We start from the raw sequence: 16,467 nt of genomic DNA on the forward strand, positions 1-16,467 counted from the left end.
ACAGATGACCACACTTGCTGCGCTGACCACGCCCTGTCTGCTGCTGGAAGACGAAAAGCTCCAAGCCAATATGGACCGGCTGGCCCGCCGCCTGCATGAGCGCGGCGTCTCCCTGCGGCCCCATCTCAAGACCTGCAAGAATATCGAGATCGCCCGCCGCTGCATGGAAAGCCCCTCCGGCCCGGCCACGGTCTCCACACTGGCGGAAGCCGAATATTTCGCCGCAGGCGGTGTGCATGACATCTGTTACGCCGTCGGCATCGCTCCCAACAAACTGGAGCGCGTGGCCGAACTACGCCGGCGCGGCATCGACCTGAGCGTGGTGCTGGACAATGAGGAAAGCGCCCGGCTGCTGGTGGACTTTGCCCGGCAGCGGGACTGCCGTCTGGCCGTGCTGCTGGAGATAGACTGCGACGGACACCGGGCCGGACTGCGCCCCGACGATCCCCGCCTGACGGCCATCGCCGCCCTGCTGCGGGACGGCGGCCAGGAGGTCCGCGGCGTCTTGACCCATGCGGGCTCTGCCTACGACCTGCCCACCACGGAAGCCATCGCCGCTCTGGCCGTGCAGGAATGCGCCGCGGCCAATACGGCGGCCCGGCTGCTGCGGGAAGCCGGCTTCCCCTGCCCTGTGGTCAGCGTCGGTTCCACGCCCACGGCCTTTTTCGGTGAGGATTTTTCCGGCATCACGGAAGTCCGGGCCGGTGTCTATGTCTTCCAGGATCTTGTCATGGCCGGTCTGGGCGTCTGCCGCCCCGAAGACCTGGCCCTTTCCGTGCTGACCACGGTCATCGGCCGCCAGAGCGACGGCAGCGCCCTGATCATCGACGCGGGCTGGATGGCCCTTTCCCGTGATACGGGCCTGCCCTGGAAGCGGGAAGAGTTCGGCTACGGGCTCGTCTGCGACGAAGCCGGGAACCTGATCCCCGGCCTGCGCGTCACGGAGACCAATCAGGAGCACGGCATCGTCAGCGGGCCTTCCTGCCCTGCCCTGCCTGCGGGCAGCCGGCTGCGCATCCTGCCCATCCACGCCTGCGCCACCGCCGCCTGCTTCGACAGTTATACCGTCCTGCGTGAAGGACGGATCAGCGGCCGCCTTGAACGCTGCCGGGGCTGGTAAACAGCCGCATCTTTTGGCCGCACGAAACACAATTTGCCTTTCGTGCGGCCAAAAATCCAATGCTTTTCCCTGCTTGCCTTCTGTGCGACTTCGTGTAACCTACTCGTCACATCATTGACGCGAGGTCGTAACAATGGACGGACATGTCCTGCTTCTTGTGCTGGCTGCAGCCCTGCTGCATGCCACCTGGAACAGCATCGTCAAAGGCGGCTCCAACAAACTCTTCGAATCTTCCATGAACGCCCTGGGCGGCGGGCTGGGGGCCCTGCTCATCCTGCCCTTCCTGCCCGCACCGGCGCCGGAATCCTGGGGTCTGCTGGCTCTTTCCTGTTGTTTCCACCTGACATACTACATCTGCATCTCGCAGGCCTATGACAAGGTGGATCTCTCCATGGGCTATACCATCATGCGCGGCTGTGCCCCCATGATCACGGCCCTGGCCCTGCTGCTGCTCGGCAATCACATCAGTCTCACCGTCTGGGGCGGCGTCCTCCTGCTCTGCCTCGGCATCCTGACCCTGACCCTGGAGCACGTCCACAAGGGCGCCCGCGCCGCGGACATCCTCATCTGTCTGCGCACCTCCCTGGTCATCGCGGGCTATACGCTGGCCGATGGCTACGGCGCCCGTGCCAGCGGCAACGGCGTCAGCTACACCTGCTGGATCTTCTTCCTCAATATCTTCCCCATCCATGCCTATGTGCTCTGGCGGCACGGCGGCACCTACATCAGCTATCTGCGGAAGCGCGCGGCCACGGGCCTGTTCGGCGGCCTGTGCGGTCTGGGCTCCTACGGCATCGCCCTCTGGGCCATGACCCTGGCCCCCATCGCCCTGGTGGCGGCCCTGCGCGAGACCTCCGTGATCTTCGGCATGCTGCTGGCCGTCATCTTCCTGCATGAACGGCTTTCCCGCTCGCGCATCATGGCCATCCTCATCGTCATGGGCGGGGCCATGCTGATACGGCTCGGCTGATTTTTCCCGATCTTTTCATCCGTTGTGCCGGGCAGGCCGCTTCGGCGGCCTGCCTTCCCGTCCTGCCGGAGCCCGCACCCTTTGCCGCGATACAACAACAGTCGCCTTTTTCCTGCCCAGCCCCAAGGATAGCCATGCCCCGCCCTTCCAGAAAAATCGCCATCATGCAGGCCGCTGCCAGGCTCTTTGCGGCCAAAGGCTACAACGCCGTCTCGGTACGCGATATCGCAGCCGAGATGGAACTGACGCCGGCTTCGCTCTATTACTACTTTCCTGACAAGGAGACCCTGTACCGGCAGACCCTGGTCATGGTGTTCACCGGCGTGCAAAGCGCGTTCAAGGCCCCGCAGGGGACCACCGGCATCGAAAAAATGGAATGCCTCATCAGGAACGTCGTCACCTACTGCTGCGGCAATCCCATCTTCACCCGCCTTCTACTCCGCGAGCTCAACGAAGGGCTGGAAGAGCGTCTCCACTTCCTCGCTGACAGCGTTTTTGCCACCCTTCACGAGAACTTCATCAAGATACTTGCCCAGTACGGGATACGGGATACGGAACGGATCATGGAATCCATCGAAAGTTCCCTCATCGGCTACCTGCAGCTCAGCCGGGTATCGCACAGCCTCCGGCATTATGCCGGCCACCCTCTGACGGCTGCCGTCATCGCGGAACGGATATGCGCCCAGATCCGCCGGGAACTTCAGCCCTGAGCAGACGCTGGGCCTTCCAGGCCGCCAGGACCACGGCATTGAGCAGGATCAGCTGGCCCCAGAATGGCAGGACATCGACCAGCGTCGCTCCGCGGAAGGCCATCAGCATATAGCCGGAAATGGCAGGTGTGGCAGGCACGAACTGGGCCAGACAGGCAAAAGGCAGGGGCATGGCCTGCAACGGCCAGATGGTGCCGCTCAGGAAGAGGAAGGGGATGGACGTAGGGAGCATGAGCAGCAGGACCGTATGCTCCTTGCTGAAATATTCCCCCAGCATGCTGCCCAGGAAATGGCATACGCTGAAAAAGGGCAGCAGAAAGAACAGCAGTACGGCAAAATCCCGGACAGGCAGCAGGTCGTCCACCTGCTGCAGCACAAACAGATAATAGAAGGCAAAGATCAGGCCAAGACACAGGGCCAGCAGCACTCTGCCCGCTGCAGCGGCCATGCCGTCGGGGGCCTGGGGAAAGCTCTCCTTCCGGGTCACGGCCAGCATGGCGCAGCCGATGATCATGATCTGCTGCAAGATCAGCACGAACACGGGCGGGACCGCATTGCTGGCATAATTGCCCGCGGGATTGTACAGCAGCCGGGCATCGATGCGTCCCCGCACCTGCAGGGCCAGCGCCGCGCTTTCCGGTACGCCCTGTTTGCGCAGGCGCTCCACGCGGGCCCCTGCTCCCAGGTTTTCCGTGGCCAGCCGCCCTCCCTGTACCAGCATGCCGTAGGACAGCAGATGAGCCGCCTCACTGTAGAACGGCACCACGGTCTCCTGCCCGCGCAACAGTCCCCGCTCAAAATCCCGCGGTACCACGATGCCGCCCACCATGTCACCCGACCGCAGATCGGCAAAGGCCTGCCCCAGATCGGCATAGCGATGCAGGCGTATCCCTTCCGTGGCATCCAGACTGCGCAACAGCTGGCGGCTGCTGGTGCTGCCATCCTGATCCACGGCAAAAAACGGCAGATCCTGCGGGACCTCATAAAAATACGGGCTGGGATACAGCAGCGAATAGAACAGGATGCCCACGATGAAGATGGAACGGGCACCACGGGAGGCCGCCAATACGGCGCATTCCGCACAAAAGCTCTCCAGTATTTTCTTCATCGGGCGATCTCCTCTTCCTGACGGCGCGAACGCAGGCCATGGAACAGGCTCCCCAGTCCGCCGTACACGCAGGCCAGCAGGCATAGGGCCCCCAGGATGGGCCAGTGCTGGCCCAGGGCATCGCCCATCTGGATCACGCTGCCTTCCAGCCGCAGCAGCTGGGTGGACGGCAGCAGCCCCGACCAGAAACGGGCAAAAGGCGGCATGGCCAGCTGCGGGAAGGTGATCCCGGCAAAGGCAAAGGCCGGGGATGCCAGTCCCGAGACCATCATCAGGGCCAGAAGAATCTCGTCGCACAGGCCCGCGATAAAGACCGCCAGAGCCGCGCAGGCCAGCGAGAACAGCAGATAGATCGCGCAGACCGTCAGGATGGGGGCCTGCACGGGGAAGTAGCCGCGCGCAGCCAGCAGGCCTGTCTGGAGGCAGCCCAGCATCCCCACAAGCAGGGCCGCCGGACAGACACTGCCCCAGACCCGCGCCATGGAAGGCCGTTCCGGACGCAGACGGTGCAGGACGCAGACGCTGTACAGCAGGGAGGTCAGTTGCAGCAGGATGGGCAGGAAGGAATGGACGAGGAAGATCTTGTAATTGGCCGCGGGATTGCCCAGTGAACGCAGATCCAACCCTATCCCCGCTGTCTGCCAGTCCGCCTGTACCGGAGGGACCCCGGATCGGCGCAGCGTATCGGTAAAGGCCAGCTTCCAGCCGGCAGTGCCAAGATCCACCAGATCCCGCCGCAGGACGCTGCCCACCGGCATATGTTGCCCATCGATATAGGCTATGGCCTGCACAGGACGCCGGCGGAGCAGATCCCGCTCAAAATGGCGTGGTATCACCAGCACGGCGAAGACTTCGCCACGGCGGATGGCGTCCCTGCCCTCGTCCGGTGAGGCGAGCAGCGCCGCAACACGCGCACTGGGCAGGGCATCCACCCGGCGGATCAGCTCGCGGGACGTACTGCTGCCATCAAGGTCGCAGACGGCTACGGGCAAGCGGCGGAGCAGGCCATCCGCAAACAGCCCATCAAGGATGACCATGCCGGACAGGGGCGCCATGAGCAGCAGCCAGATGAAGAGCCTGTCCCGTGGCCAGGAGCGGACTTGCGCCAGGGCGGCGGCCCAGAATGAGCCCATCAGTGTCCATCCTCCATGACGGGATCGAAAGGCCAGGCAAAAATGACGCTCATGCCCGGCCGCAGACCGGGGACGGGCTTCACGGGGCGTCCCCGGACTTCAAAGGTCTTCAGGTCGAAAGAATCCGAATTGTTGGTGGCGCGCCAGGTGGCGTAATTGCCCAGCGGCGCCATGTAATCGACCCGAAAGACCACCTTTTTGCCGGACAGCGCGGGGATCTGCCCCACCAGCAGCCTGCCCATGCGGACATCCTGCAGCTGGTCCTCGCGGACCTGGATCACCATCCACAGATCATCCAGTTCGATGAGCGTCACCAAAGGATAGCCCGGCGCCACCAGTTCCCCCACGTCCACAAGGACCTTGCTGATCTCCCCATCCACGGGCGAGCGCAGCTCCACGTCCCGCGCCATGCTCTCCACTTCCTGCAGGCGCGCTTCCAGTGCCTGGGTGGCAGCCCTGGCCGCCGCGATGTCCTCCTGCCGCGAACCGGTGACGGCTTCTTCCAGCGCGGCCTTCATGGCGAGCTCGCGGGCCCGGGCCTGGGTCAGGGCATTGACCGCTTCATCATAGCGCTGGGTGGAGACGGCCTGCTGCGCATGCAGGACACGGCAGCGGGCGTGGGTCTTTTCCGCCAGGGCCAGCGCCGCCACAGCTTCCTGATGCTGCTGGTGCAGGCGGCGGATCTCTTCTTCGCGCGTCCCGTTGAGCGCTTTTTCCAGCTGGGCCCGCGCCCGTTCCAGCTCCTGACGGGTCTGCAGCACACGGGCCTCCATCTCCGTCCCGTCCAGGCGCAACAGCAGATCGCCCTGCCGCACGGGCGCCCCGTCCCGCCCCGGTGTCGCGGCCACCCGGGCCGAGAATTTGGCCGCGACATCTATCCGCGTCCCGTCCATCTCTCCCTGGATGAAGGTGTTTTCCCGGTCGACATCCAGCAGGCCGGACAAAGCCATGACCGCGATCCCCGCAGCCACCAGCCCCAGTACTGCCGGCAACAAGAAACGACGCATCATCTTTTCCTCCTTCAGCGGGCCAGTATCCCCCGGAAGAGCATCCCGGCCAGTTCCCGGGCATCCGCCTCCGCATCACGCGCAGGAGAGATCGCAGAGAACATGGGATAATCACGCAGGATGCTGAACGCCATATCCACCAGCAGGAAGGCTTTCAGGGCGCTGTCTTCTCCTGCAGGACCGGCCTTTGCCAGGATGCGGCCGATGACGTCCAGCAGGGGCAGGAATAGGGCCGAATGCAGATCGCGTGTTTTTTCGTCGCCCACATGCAGCGAACGCCGCAGCAGCAGGAACCAGGACTGGTGGTGCTGCTTGCGTATGAACGTGGTCAGGATCGCCGTGATCTCCGTCTGCAACATGCCGCACAGGGCTGCGGCATCCGTCTCCGCAGCCAGGGCCTCCTCCAGACGGCGTGTCATGGGGCGCACGATGCTGCCCAGATTCTCGAAAATGACGGTACGGGCCGCATCGTACAGGCCCTCCTTGCCGCCGAAATGGAAAGAGATGAGCCCCTGATTGCAGCCGGCCAGCCCGGCGATATCTCGAGTGCTCGTCCCCTCGAAGCCGCGTTCCCCAAACAGGACCAGGGCCGCTTCCAGCAAGGCCATCCGGGTAGCCTCTCCCTTGCTGCGTCTTTTATCCTCCAGCATATCGTCCATGCTCTTCCTCCTGCCCTGGACCGTAGCGCTCCCTATAATTTTAGTCAATCAATCGATTAAAAAAGAAGGGGAGCCTTTGTCTTTTTTCTCCGATACGGCAAAGTTATCCAGGGAATACTGCCCATAAACCGGACTTCCCATATCTATTAACATTCGAACAATCGTTAAATAAAAAATACTCCTCTGGTGAGATGGCAGGAAAGGCTCCTCTCCCCCCTTCCGTTCTGCACCAGGCCGGAGGCCTCCCCGCAACCTCCTAATCCCTCCTCTATCCGGCAGGCACGCCTGCCGGATTCTCTTGTCTACGGGCTTCATTTCCTGACGGCCCTGCCTGACATGAAAAACGCAGGTCCTAGGACCTGCGTCATCTTTTTTCTCCGGCTTTCCCCAGCGGAAGACACCGGTGCGTCTGTTTTTGCAGAGCTGGCTATCTCCCTGTCGGCACCCCGGCCAGATTCGCCCCCAGCCAGGCCGCGCCCCACAGTCCACTGTACGCATCCGTGTAACGGCGGACAGGGATACGCTCCAGCACCCCCAGCTCCGGAGCCAGAGAAAAACCTTCCGCAAAAGCCGGATGCTCTGTGACCGCAGGATTGCGCAACACCATGCCCCCGGTGAGGAAAAGGCCGCTGTAACACAGCGTGGCCAGCCCCCAGTGCGCACATGTCCGCCCCAGGAAACGGGCATACCAGCGCAGGGTCGGATGATCCCCCACCAGACCTTCGGCCGCCGCAGCGGCAGGCGTCAGATCCCGGCCCGTCAGAAAGTGGTGCAGCACGGCCAGACCGCGCCCCGTGACCACATCATCAGGACGCAGCAATGACCGTCCCAGCCGTTCACGGGCAAAGACCGCGAAGTCCTCTTCTTCCCGCCCCAGAAAGGCAAAGGCCTGATGCCCGGACTCTGACGGCAGGGGCGACCAGCGCAACCGCCCGCCGTCCGTCTGCGGGACCAGCCAGCCGGACCCCAGTCCCGTACCGCCCCCCAGCACGGCCACAGGCGCAGGCACCTCCCCGGGAGAACGATGCGACGGACAAGGGATGTCAGCCGGTCCCAGCAGATGCAGGGACCGCTCCCCCACCCGGGTCAGGCAGGCGCAGGCCTCACAGACGAAATCATTGACCACACGGGCCCGGCGCAGACCGAACTGCGGCATGACGGCATTCAGATCTATCCGCAAGGGAGCATTGCTCAGACGAGCGCGCAGGCCATCCTGCACAGGCCCGGCAACGCCCATGACCAGCGCTGCCACCCGTGACAGCGGGGTGTGCAGACAGCTTTCCCACTGCTGCAGGACCGCATCACTGTCCTGCAGGCCGGCTGTCGGACACGTTTCCACAGCCTCCAGATCCAGCCCCCGGGGCGTGGCGGCAAAACGGGCAAAACGGCAGTGGGTCCCCCCCAGATCGATGGCGGCAAGCATGTGCATGGTCTTCATTCTCCGTACGACGTGTTCCCGCCAGCCTACGCAGGACGGCCCTGCAGGTCAAAAGGGCAGACACAGACGGCAGGAGCTGGCCCTGTATTGGCCCAGGACGGCACAGCAAATGCCGTTTGTTTCTATCTCTATCCCGGCGGGATACTTTTCCTTCATGGCTGCCTGCTCGACTACGGACGCACACTCTGTCATACTGGCGGGAGCAGTGGCCGTCCCGTCCCTTTCAGCCCCGGAGTACCCATGGCCCGCAAAAACGACTCGCGTTTCCTTCAGGCGAACCGGGAAGCCCTGTTCGCCCTGGCCGCCTACGCCCTGTATTTCCTCTGGTGGTATCTGACAGCCTACGGACTGGGGAGCGATTCCCCGGACAACTACAGCTATACGCTGGGCATGCCGGACTGGTTCTTCTACAGCTGTGTGCTGGGTTACCCTGTAGCCTGTCTGCTCGTCTGGGGACTGGTGCGCTTTTTCTTCAAGGACATGCCCCTTGACGATGACGATGCGTCACAGGCATCGGAAGCGCCCTCCTCCGAAAACCATCCCGGCCGGGAGGAACGTCCATGACGGCTGCTTCCTCCACGCTGCTCCCCATCGTCCTTTATCTGGCGCTTTCCTTTGTGGTGGCCCTGTGGGCCGGAAAACTTTCCCGCAAACATGAGAACGCGTCGGGCTTCCTTGAGGAATACTTTCTGGGCAGCCGTTCCATGGGCGGCTTTGTGCTGGCCATGACCGTGGTGGCCAGCTACACCAGTGCCAGCAGTTTCATCGGCGGGCCTGGGGTGGCCTATACCGTGGGTCTGAGCTGGGTCCTGCTGGCCATGATCCAGATGCCCACCGTCTTCCTGACCATCGGGGTCTTGGGCAAACGCTTCGCCATGGAAGCCCGGGCCATGAATGCCGTGACCATCACCGACTACCTGCGCGTCCGCTATGGCAGTGACGCCGTGGCCATCCTTTGCTCTCTGGCCCTGCTGGTCTTTTTCGTGGCTGCCATGACAGCCCAGTTCATCGGCGGTGCCCGCCTGTTCCAGGCCATCACCGGCTACCCTTATGAAGTCGGACTGGCGCTCTTCGGCATCACGGTCATCGCCTATACTGCGCTGGGCGGGTTCCGTGCCGTTGTCCTTACCGATGCCATGCAGGGCATCGTCATGACTGTGGCTTCCGTCGTGGTACTGCTGGCGGTGGTCCAGGCCGGCGGCGGCATGGAGGCCTGTATGCTGCGCCTCAAGGCCATCGATCCCGGCCTCATCACGCCCACAGGGCCCAAGGATGCCGTGCCCCAGCCCATGATCCTCTCTTTCTGGGTACTGGTGGGCCTGGGCGTACTGGGACTGCCCCAGACGAGCCAGCGCTGCATGGGCTACAAGGACTCACGGGCCATGCACAGCGCCATGATCATGGGCACGGTCATCATCGGCTTCCTCCTGTTGAGCGTCCATCTGGCCGGGGCACTGGGCCGGGCCGTCATCCCCGGCCTTGCCGTAGGCGACATGGCCATGCCCAGCCTGATACTGGAGCTGCTGCCGCCGTTCTGGGCCGGGGTCTTCATCGCCGGGCCTCTGGCGGCCATCATGTCCACGGTGGACTCCATGCTGCTCCTGGCCTCAGCGGCCATTATCAAGGATCTGTATGTACAGTACGTCCTGAAGGGCGACAGCAGCCGCATGCCGTTGCAGCGCATCAAGCGCTTCAGCCTGGGCTGTACGGCCGCCATCGGCGCCGTTGTCTTTATGGCAGCCCTGGAGCCGCCGGACCTGCTGGTCTGGATCAACCTGTTTGCCTTTGGTGGTCTGGAAGCCACCTTCCTCTGGCCCCTGCTGCTGGGCCTGTACTGGCGCAAGGCCAATGCGGCCGGCGCCCTGAGCTCCATTCTGGTGGGGGTGGCCTGCTTTTTTGCTCTGAGCGTCCTCAAGCCCTCCATGTACGGCATCCATGCCATCGTGCCCTCTACTCTCGCGGCCCTGCTGGCTTTCCTGCTGGGGAACAGGCTGGGGACATCGCGCTCTGCCTGAATCATCCGCTGACAACGAACCTGAAAACGCAAAAGCATCTCCTGTGGGGATGCTTTTTTTATGGTGTACGCTCATCTTTGCCACCGCCATCCGCAACAGGGTACTGAGGGAAGGTCCCCTGACGGCAGCCTAGACAAGAGGGCACCTTCTCCTCTTCCAGCTCCATCATGCCTGCAAGACCGCGGGCAGCGCCTGACCGGCGACGAAGGCGCGACGCCGTTATGCCTGTACCTGTCCTTCCTCTGCCCGGGGCTCGTCCCTCCCAGCAGGAAGTCCCCAGCGGATCCATCCCGGATACAGACCTCTCCCCTCCCTTAGGCACCGCAGTCTCCCTCTTCTCATCACGGGGCATAAAAAAAGGGCCCCCGAAGGGGCCCTGCATGGCAAAGATGCGGATCGAACCTAGCCGCCCATAAGCCAGTTGAGCGGCGTAAGGGAGAGCGAGGGGAAGAAGAGGAGCAGGAAGAGCATGATGATCTCCGTCACCAGGAACGGCAACATGCCCTGCACCAGCTTGGTGATCTTGATGTTGCCCACACCGCAGACCACGTAAAGCACCGTACCCACGGGCGGGGTGATGACGCCGACGCCCAGGTTCAGGATGAACAGCAGGCCGAAGAAGTACGGGTCGATACCGGCCTGGGTGATCAGGGGATAGAACACCGGGGCAAAGATCAGGATGTTGGGGGTCAGGTCCATGACCATGCCCACCAGGAACAGGAAGATGTTGATGGCCAGCAGCAGGAGCACGGGGCTGTCGATGAGCGGCCGGAACAGATCGGTCACCTGGTTGGGGATCTGGGCGATGGTGATGAACCAGCCCACGGCCGTGGCCGTAGCCACGATGAGCATGACCACAGCAGTGGTCCGTGCCGCACGGGCGCTGACGCGCAGCAGACCGCGGAAGCTCAGTTCCCGGTAGTACCCCATACAGACGATGATGGCGTAGATGGCCGCAAAGGCGCCGCCTTCCGTGGGCGTGAACACGCCAAAGCGGATGCCGCCCAGCAGCAGCACGGGCATCATGAAGGCCGGGGTGGCGTCACGGATGATCTTCCACTTTTCTTCACGCGTGAAGGTGATGGTCTCGTTATAACCATCGATGCGCACGATGAAGAACCAGACCACCATCAGGGCCAGGCCGATGAAGATGCCCGGGAACAGGCCGATCATGAACAGCTTGGTGATGGACAGGCCGCTGATGGTCGCACCCAGCAGGATGAAGTTGGTGCTGGGCGGGATGATGGGGCCAAGGATGGCGCCCGAGGCGATGACGCCGCCCGCACGGCCGGGCTTGTAGCCCACTTCGGCCATCATGGGCAGCAGCAGGCCGCCCAGGGCCGCGGCTTCACCCACGGAGCTGCCCATCAGACCGGCAAAGATCACGCTGGAGATGATGGCGGCATAACCAAGACCGCCGCGCACGCGACCGATCATGAGCTGGGCCAGCTGCACCACTCGTTTGGACAGGCCGCCCTCGGCCATGATCTCGCCGGCAAAGACGAAGAAGGGGATGGCCATGAGGGGATAGTTGTTGGCCCCGTCCAGCATGGTGGAGGGAATGATCATGCTGTCCCACATGCCGGAATGCCACATGAGCACGATGGAGCACAGCACCAGCACCATGGAGATGGGAATGCCTACGAACAGGAACGCAAAGAGGCTGCCAAGGAAAAGAAAAAGCTCCATCCCCTACAACTCCTTGCTGATTTCCTGCTCGATCTTTTCCTCTTCCGTCGCCTTGACGAAGCTGCTGGCGGGACGGCGCACGAGGGCGATCAGATCCCGCAGGCAGATAAGGATGGCCGTGAAGGCCATGATGGGCAGCGTGCTGTTGATGAAGGCCATGTTGACATTGGTGGCGACCGAGTTGGTGTCGATGGTCTGCAGCACATAGGTGATGCCGCCGTCAAGCAGCAGCCCCAGGGCGCCCATGGTCAGCAGAATGGCCAGGATCTCTATGCATTTGCGGGACATGCCCGAGAACATGTCCACAAACATGTCCACCGCGATATGCTTTTTCCAGTAGAACGCCTCAATGGCACCGAAAAAGGTGATGTAGATGAAAAGAAAGCGCGCCCATTCCTCGCTGGGGGGATAACTTCCGCCAAATACATAGCGCAAAAAGGCATTATAGAAGACCAGACCGATCATCCCCAGAAAGATGACCGCACAGAAAATTTCAAAAAGCAGTTCGCCAGACAAACCGTGCCTGTTTTCGGCAGCCGGCTGCCCGGGAGCCGTCGCGGGCGTCGTTTTGGTTTCGCTGCTCATCGTATCCCCCTGCGTATCGGAAGAAAAACCGCTGTTGCGGTGTCTGCATGCGTGGTTCAGGGTCGAAAAAGGGGGACGCCGCCCCATGCGGCATCCCCCGGTGTTCAGATGTTACTTCGCGTCGCGGTAGCTGGCGGCGCTTTCCAGAATTTCCTTGGCATTGGGAACGGTGTCATAGAACAGCTTCCAGCTGCGCTTGCCCGCTTCCACCATGTAGTCGTGGAATTCCTTGGAAGGCGTGTTCACAGAACCCTTGGCGGCCTTGATGGTCTCGATGGCCTTGGCGTCGCCTTCTTCCACCATCTGCCAGATGTCGTCAGCAGCACGCTTGGCGGCTTCGTTGAACCAGGCCTTGTCCTGTTCCGGCAGGCTCTGGTAGAACTTTTCGTTGATGTACAGGGAGTGGATCACCAGGATGTGACCGGTCAGGGTGATCTGGGGGGTGATCTCGTACATCTTCAGAGCCACGATATCGGACAGGGGGCTGTCGCCGCCGTCGATGACGCCCTGGTCAAGAGCGCTGGGCACTTCGGCGAAGGGCATGGGCTGGCCGCTGATGCCGCATTCCTTGGCAAAGTTGGTGTACAGAGGGATGTTGGGCACGCGCATGCGCAGGCCCTTCACGTCATTGACGCTGTTCAGGGGCTTCTTGGTGTAGAAGTGACGGAAGCCCAGAGGGAAGGCGTTCAGGGTACGCAGACCGGACTTTTCGGTGAAGCCTTCATTGATCAGCTTGAAGGTCTCGCCTTCCATGGCGCGGCGGGCGTGGTCATAGCTGTCGTACAGCATGGGGGTTTCCAGCATGGCCATGGCAGGATGCAGGGCCGAAGTCTGGGTACCCGTGGCACACATCTGGATGATGCCCTTACGGGTGCTGGCGATGTAGGCATCTTCCTTGCCCAGGGTACTGTTGGGGAAGACCTGCACCTCGTATTTGCCGCCAGACAGTTCCTTCAGATACTGGCCGAACTTGTGCATGCCGATGGTTTCAGGTTCGCCTTCGGGCTTCATACCGGCGATCTTGATGACGACGGTCTTGGCAGCCATGGCAGGCGCAGCCAGCGCACCCATGACAAAGGCGCAGGCCAAAAGCAGTGCAACGATACGTTTCATCATCCACCTCTGCTGATTTGGGATTGAGATAAGGAGCACCTTTTCCGCACCCTGACGGCCTTTTGCCCGTCAGGCCACCTGTTTCACAAAGCAAACCATCCGGCCGGGCCGGATGCCCTATCCGGGGACCGATCCCGACAGGATGCCGGGAAAACAGGCGTATATACTTGTTTTTGTCATAAGCCTTAGACAGGCTCCGCGTCAATCAATTTTCGTTTTTTGATAATAGAAGTTCGAAAACGAAACCTTTTCATCCGATATCCGGGAGCGGCTTGCGCGGCCCCTGTCATTCCAGTATATTGCGGCATCCTCACCCCCATCAGGACACCCCATGACCAAGACAACGGAACGCCATCAGGCCCTGCTGCACATGCTCAACGCGCGCGGCTATGCGACCATCGACGAGCTCACCAAATGTTTTTCCGTGACCCCGCAGACCATCCGCAAGGATATCAATACCCTGGCCGGACAGGGCAAGGTGCAGCGGTTCCACGGCGGTGTCGGCATGCCGCTGAGCACGGAGAACATCCTTTACGAGCAGCGCAAAAAGCTCTTCCTGCCTGAAAAAAAGGCCATCGCCCAGATGCTGGCCAAACATATCCCCGACGGGGCCTCCATCTGCATCAACCTGGGCACGACCACCGAGGAGGTCGCCTATGCCCTGCTGGGGCACAACAACCTGAGGGTGCTGACCAACAACCTCAACGTGGCCGCCATCATGGCCCGCAATCCCAACTTCGACGTGGTGGTGGCCGGCGGCACGGTGCGGCATCACGACCACGGCATCATCGGCCCCAGCGCGGAGAATTTCATCCGGGAATTCCGGGTGGATTACGGCATCATCGGCATCTCCGGCATCGACCAGGAAGGCAACATGCTGGACTTCGATTACAGGGAGGTCTCGGTGGCCCGGACCATCATCGAATGCTCGCGCCGGGTCTTCCTAGCCACGGACAATTCCAAATTCGGCCGTTCCGCCATGGTCCGGGTGGCCAATGTCTGCGATATCGAAGCCGTGTTCTCCAATGCCCCGCTCGAGGAGCACTGGCAGCACATGCTCCAGGAAGCCGGGACGGAACTGTATCTGGTCTAGCCGCATCCCGGATATGGGCGACAAAACGCCAGATCTTCTCTGCAACCACCCCAAGATACGGCCTGCCCGAACTGCCTGGAAACCGCTTTTGCCCGCCGGCCGGTAAAAAAACAGCTTCCCGGCAGAGCATTTTCTCCAGTGCCCCGGCAAAGGACACACTGCCGGGCAATATGGCCTGACGCCAGTGAGCGCCCCTGTTCAGTTCCCCCCAAAATGGTAACGAAAAAGCCCCGACGCTTCCGCAGATGAAGGAAGGCCGGGGCTTTTTACATATAGGACACTGCCGGGAAAAATGCTCCACCAGATGCCGGGACTGCATACGACAGGGCAGAAAAAACACGCGGAAAAGGACGCGGCCTCCTGCTCTCCCCTGCCCGACAGCCGCCAGACATACCGTCTTAGCGGCGCCGCAACAGCATGTCCGTCAACGGCACCATATACAGATAAAAAGCATAAGGCAGGCACTCCGGTCCCACGCCCATGATGGCGCAAGGAACGCTCCCGGCGATGCTCCAGGGGATGATGGCCGCCAGCAGGACGATGCCGTTTTCCAGCGGCAGGACCATCTCCTTCCCGTTCTGCCAGAGAGGGGCGCACAGCTGCTTCGTCAGCATGATGCCGAGCGTCTGGTTGCAGCTCACGGCAGCCACGGGCAGGCCTGCCAGCACCGTGGTCCGAAAGGCCCCCAGCCGTAAGGACAGCCGCTTGCAAAGCGAAGAAAGACTATCCAGCAGACCGGTCGCCTCCAGAAGGCCCGCATAGGCCGAAGTCAACAGGACGATGCCCGCCACCTGTGCCATGGAGAGCAGGCCGCCCCCCGCCAGCATCTCCATGCCCGCCGGAGGCTCATAGCCGAGCACCAGACAGCGCAGCAAGGCAGCCGGTGACATCTGCTGGACAGCCAGAGAGACCACGCATCCGGCAAGGATACTGCATGCCATGATCTTTTTGACATCCCAGCGCAACAGTAGGGGGACCAGCATGAAGACGGCCGGCAGCAGGGCCCGGGCATCCAGCACCAGCCCGTCGGCAAACAGACCGTCCACATGCGGCAGGCTCTCGGCCCGTGCCGACGGCAACAGGACGTAGGCCAGGCAGACCAGAAAGAAGGGCAGCAGGGACGTACGCCACATGAGCCGTACGTTGTCATAGATGGACGTCCCTGTCAGGGCGCAGACCAGCGCCGCGCTGGACGACATGGGCGAACTTCGGTCCCCCACATAAATGCCGCTCATGACCGCCCCGGCCGTCAGGAGCGGATCGAGCCCGGCCGTGCGCGCCAGCAGCATGAAAACGACGCCCAATGTACTGGCCGTGCCGAACGAGGTCCCAAGCAGCAGGCTCAGCAGGTTGCACAGCAGGAAGACCCATAAATGAAAATGGGCAGGATCCACCCACGGCAGGCAGTGGTGGATGATGTAGGGGATGGTCCCGGCCGAACGCCAGACCGCTGTCAGCATACCGATGAGGACGAAGATCTTCAGGATGTTGCCGATGGTCCGCACGCCCCTGCCGCACAGGCCCACGATCTCGCGGGGCCGAAAGCCCAGACGGAAAGCGTGCCCGGTAAAACACAGCAGTCCGAAGGCCAGAGCCCACAGCAAGGATGCGCCCGTGACGATGCACAGGGCCAGCCCACCAAGAAACAGCGATATGACGACGGCGTTCATGGACATGATTCCATTCCACGCCCGCCCGGGCCTGTCAAACGCTTTTCCGCCGGCAAAGCCCCTGTCTCGCCGGCAGACTGCCGCCTGTCTGCACTACCTGGACGATTTCCGATAAAAGCCGCTTACCGGCTCTCCCGTATGACGAAAAGCCCGGCCC

Annotated in this window: 15 protein-coding genes; 6 read left to right on the plus strand and 9 right to left on the minus strand. The window is 62.2% G+C overall.

The window, feature by feature from the left end; all coding sequences use genetic code 11:
• Nucleotides 1-4: 4 nt before the first annotated feature.
• From HF854_RS04825 to HF854_RS04835, 3 genes are all read left to right on the plus strand, one after another.
• A complete protein-coding gene (locus tag HF854_RS04825; RefSeq protein WP_168935275.1) occupies nt 5-1,120 on the plus strand; it encodes an alanine racemase in 1,116 nt (371 codons plus the stop codon).
• Nucleotides 1,121-1,253: 133 nt separating this feature from the next.
• Nucleotides 1,254-2,090 carry a DMT family transporter gene (locus HF854_RS04830; protein WP_168935276.1) on the plus strand — a complete coding sequence of 279 codons (837 nt, stop codon included), beginning with the start codon at nt 1,254-1,256 and terminating at the stop codon, nt 2,088-2,090.
• Between the two features lie 134 nt (nt 2,091-2,224).
• On the plus strand, nt 2,225-2,800 hold the full coding sequence (locus tag HF854_RS04835) for a TetR/AcrR family transcriptional regulator (protein WP_168935277.1): 576 nt from the start codon (nt 2,225-2,227) through the stop codon (nt 2,798-2,800).
• Here HF854_RS04835 and HF854_RS04840 read toward each other — a convergent pair.
• From HF854_RS04840 to HF854_RS04860, 5 genes are all read right to left on the minus strand, one after another.
• The gene (locus HF854_RS04840) at nt 2,751-3,908 is read right to left on the minus strand and encodes an ABC transporter permease (protein WP_168935278.1); all 1,158 of its coding nucleotides are present in this window, start codon (nt 3,906-3,908) and stop codon (nt 2,751-2,753) included. The two genes, HF854_RS04835 and HF854_RS04840, sit on opposite strands and share 50 nt — an antisense overlap.
• Nucleotides 3,905-5,041: an ABC transporter permease gene (locus HF854_RS04845; protein WP_168935279.1), complete on the minus strand. Its 1,137-nt coding sequence runs from the start codon at nt 5,039-5,041 to the stop codon at nt 3,905-3,907. Before HF854_RS04845 ends, HF854_RS04840 begins: the two co-directional genes overlap by 4 nt.
• Nucleotides 5,041-6,051: an HlyD family secretion protein gene (locus tag HF854_RS04850; protein WP_168935280.1), complete on the minus strand. Its 1,011-nt coding sequence runs from the start codon at nt 6,049-6,051 to the stop codon at nt 5,041-5,043. The genes HF854_RS04845 and HF854_RS04850 overlap by 1 nt, the downstream gene beginning before the upstream one ends.
• A gap of 11 nt (nt 6,052-6,062) precedes the next feature.
• Nucleotides 6,063-6,707: a TetR/AcrR family transcriptional regulator gene (locus HF854_RS04855; protein ID WP_168935281.1), complete on the minus strand. Its 645-nt coding sequence runs from the start codon at nt 6,705-6,707 to the stop codon at nt 6,063-6,065.
• A 427-nt stretch (nt 6,708-7,134) separates the two neighbouring features.
• Nucleotides 7,135-8,136, minus strand: coding sequence for a glucokinase (locus HF854_RS04860; RefSeq protein ID WP_168935282.1), 1,002 nt, complete (start codon nt 8,134-8,136; stop codon nt 7,135-7,137).
• A 249-nt stretch (nt 8,137-8,385) separates the two neighbouring features.
• Here HF854_RS04860 and HF854_RS04865 point away from each other — a divergent pair, with 249 nt between their 5' ends.
• Together HF854_RS04865 and panF are read left to right on the plus strand one after the other, a co-directional pair.
• Complete coding sequence (locus HF854_RS04865) at nt 8,386-8,709, plus strand: YhdT family protein (RefSeq protein ID WP_168935283.1); 324 nt, start codon at nt 8,386-8,388, stop codon at nt 8,707-8,709.
• The gene (gene panF / locus HF854_RS04870; protein WP_168935284.1) at nt 8,706-10,160 is read left to right on the plus strand and encodes a sodium/pantothenate symporter; all 1,455 of its coding nucleotides are present in this window, start codon (nt 8,706-8,708) and stop codon (nt 10,158-10,160) included. Before HF854_RS04865 ends, panF begins: the two co-directional genes overlap by 4 nt.
• Nucleotides 10,161-10,562: 402 nt before the next feature.
• Here panF and HF854_RS04875 read toward each other — a convergent pair whose 3' ends face one another.
• From HF854_RS04875 to HF854_RS04885, 3 genes are all read right to left on the minus strand, one after another.
• Entirely contained in the window at nt 10,563-11,849 is a 1,287-nt protein-coding gene (locus HF854_RS04875) for a TRAP transporter large permease (protein WP_168935285.1), read from the minus strand.
• A 3-nt stretch (nt 11,850-11,852) separates the two neighbouring features.
• Nucleotides 11,853-12,434, minus strand: coding sequence for a TRAP transporter small permease (locus tag HF854_RS04880; protein WP_168935286.1), 582 nt, complete (start codon nt 12,432-12,434; stop codon nt 11,853-11,855).
• A 111-nt stretch (nt 12,435-12,545) separates the two neighbouring features.
• Entirely contained in the window at nt 12,546-13,547 is a 1,002-nt protein-coding gene (locus HF854_RS04885; protein ID WP_168935287.1) for a TRAP transporter substrate-binding protein, read from the minus strand.
• A 331-nt stretch (nt 13,548-13,878) separates the two neighbouring features.
• Between HF854_RS04885 and HF854_RS04890 the strand changes: the two genes are divergently transcribed.
• Nucleotides 13,879-14,640: a DeoR/GlpR family DNA-binding transcription regulator gene (locus tag HF854_RS04890; RefSeq protein WP_168935288.1), complete on the plus strand. Its 762-nt coding sequence runs from the start codon at nt 13,879-13,881 to the stop codon at nt 14,638-14,640.
• A 398-nt stretch (nt 14,641-15,038) separates the two neighbouring features.
• Here HF854_RS04890 and HF854_RS04895 read toward each other — a convergent pair whose 3' ends face one another.
• A complete protein-coding gene (locus tag HF854_RS04895) occupies nt 15,039-16,316 on the minus strand; it encodes a Na+/H+ antiporter NhaC family protein (protein WP_168935289.1) in 1,278 nt (425 codons plus the stop codon).
• Between the last annotated feature and the right edge of the window lie 151 nt (nt 16,317-16,467).

It is taken from the genome of Desulfovibrio piger (assembly GCF_012843875.1).
GTDB lineage: Bacteria > Desulfobacterota > Desulfovibrionia > Desulfovibrionales > Desulfovibrionaceae > Desulfovibrio.

What these genes read in the sequence shown, in the direction of transcription:
- HF854_RS04845 (WP_168935279.1), bottom strand. Translation starts at nt 5,041, where the DNA reads ATGGGCTCATTCTGGGCCGCCGCCCTGGCGCAAGTCCGCTCCTGGCCA.
- HF854_RS04885 (WP_168935287.1), bottom strand. Translation starts at nt 13,547, where the DNA reads ATGAAACGTATCGTTGCACTGCTTTTGGCCTGCGCCTTTGTCATGGGT.
- HF854_RS04840 (WP_168935278.1), bottom strand. Translation starts at nt 3,908, where the DNA reads ATGAAGAAAATACTGGAGAGCTTTTGTGCGGAATGCGCCGTATTGGCG.
- HF854_RS04850 (WP_168935280.1), bottom strand. Translation starts at nt 6,051, where the DNA reads ATGATGCGTCGTTTCTTGTTGCCGGCAGTACTGGGGCTGGTGGCTGCG.
- HF854_RS04830 (WP_168935276.1), top strand. Translation starts at nt 1,254, where the DNA reads ATGGACGGACATGTCCTGCTTCTTGTGCTGGCTGCAGCCCTGCTGCAT.
- panF (WP_168935284.1), top strand. Translation starts at nt 8,706, where the DNA reads ATGACGGCTGCTTCCTCCACGCTGCTCCCCATCGTCCTTTATCTGGCG.
- HF854_RS04825 (WP_168935275.1), top strand. Translation starts at nt 5, where the DNA reads ATGACCACACTTGCTGCGCTGACCACGCCCTGTCTGCTGCTGGAAGAC.
- HF854_RS04835 (WP_168935277.1), top strand. Translation starts at nt 2,225, where the DNA reads ATGCCCCGCCCTTCCAGAAAAATCGCCATCATGCAGGCCGCTGCCAGG.
- HF854_RS04860 (WP_168935282.1), bottom strand. Translation starts at nt 8,136, where the DNA reads ATGCACATGCTTGCCGCCATCGATCTGGGGGGGACCCACTGCCGTTTT.
- HF854_RS04890 (WP_168935288.1), top strand. Translation starts at nt 13,879, where the DNA reads ATGACCAAGACAACGGAACGCCATCAGGCCCTGCTGCACATGCTCAAC.
- HF854_RS04895 (WP_168935289.1), bottom strand. Translation starts at nt 16,316, where the DNA reads ATGTCCATGAACGCCGTCGTCATATCGCTGTTTCTTGGTGGGCTGGCC.
- HF854_RS04880 (WP_168935286.1), bottom strand. Translation starts at nt 12,434, where the DNA reads ATGAGCAGCGAAACCAAAACGACGCCCGCGACGGCTCCCGGGCAGCCG.
- HF854_RS04855 (WP_168935281.1), bottom strand. Translation starts at nt 6,707, where the DNA reads ATGGACGATATGCTGGAGGATAAAAGACGCAGCAAGGGAGAGGCTACC.
- HF854_RS04875 (WP_168935285.1), bottom strand. Translation starts at nt 11,849, where the DNA reads ATGGAGCTTTTTCTTTTCCTTGGCAGCCTCTTTGCGTTCCTGTTCGTA.
- HF854_RS04865 (WP_168935283.1), top strand. Translation starts at nt 8,386, where the DNA reads ATGGCCCGCAAAAACGACTCGCGTTTCCTTCAGGCGAACCGGGAAGCC.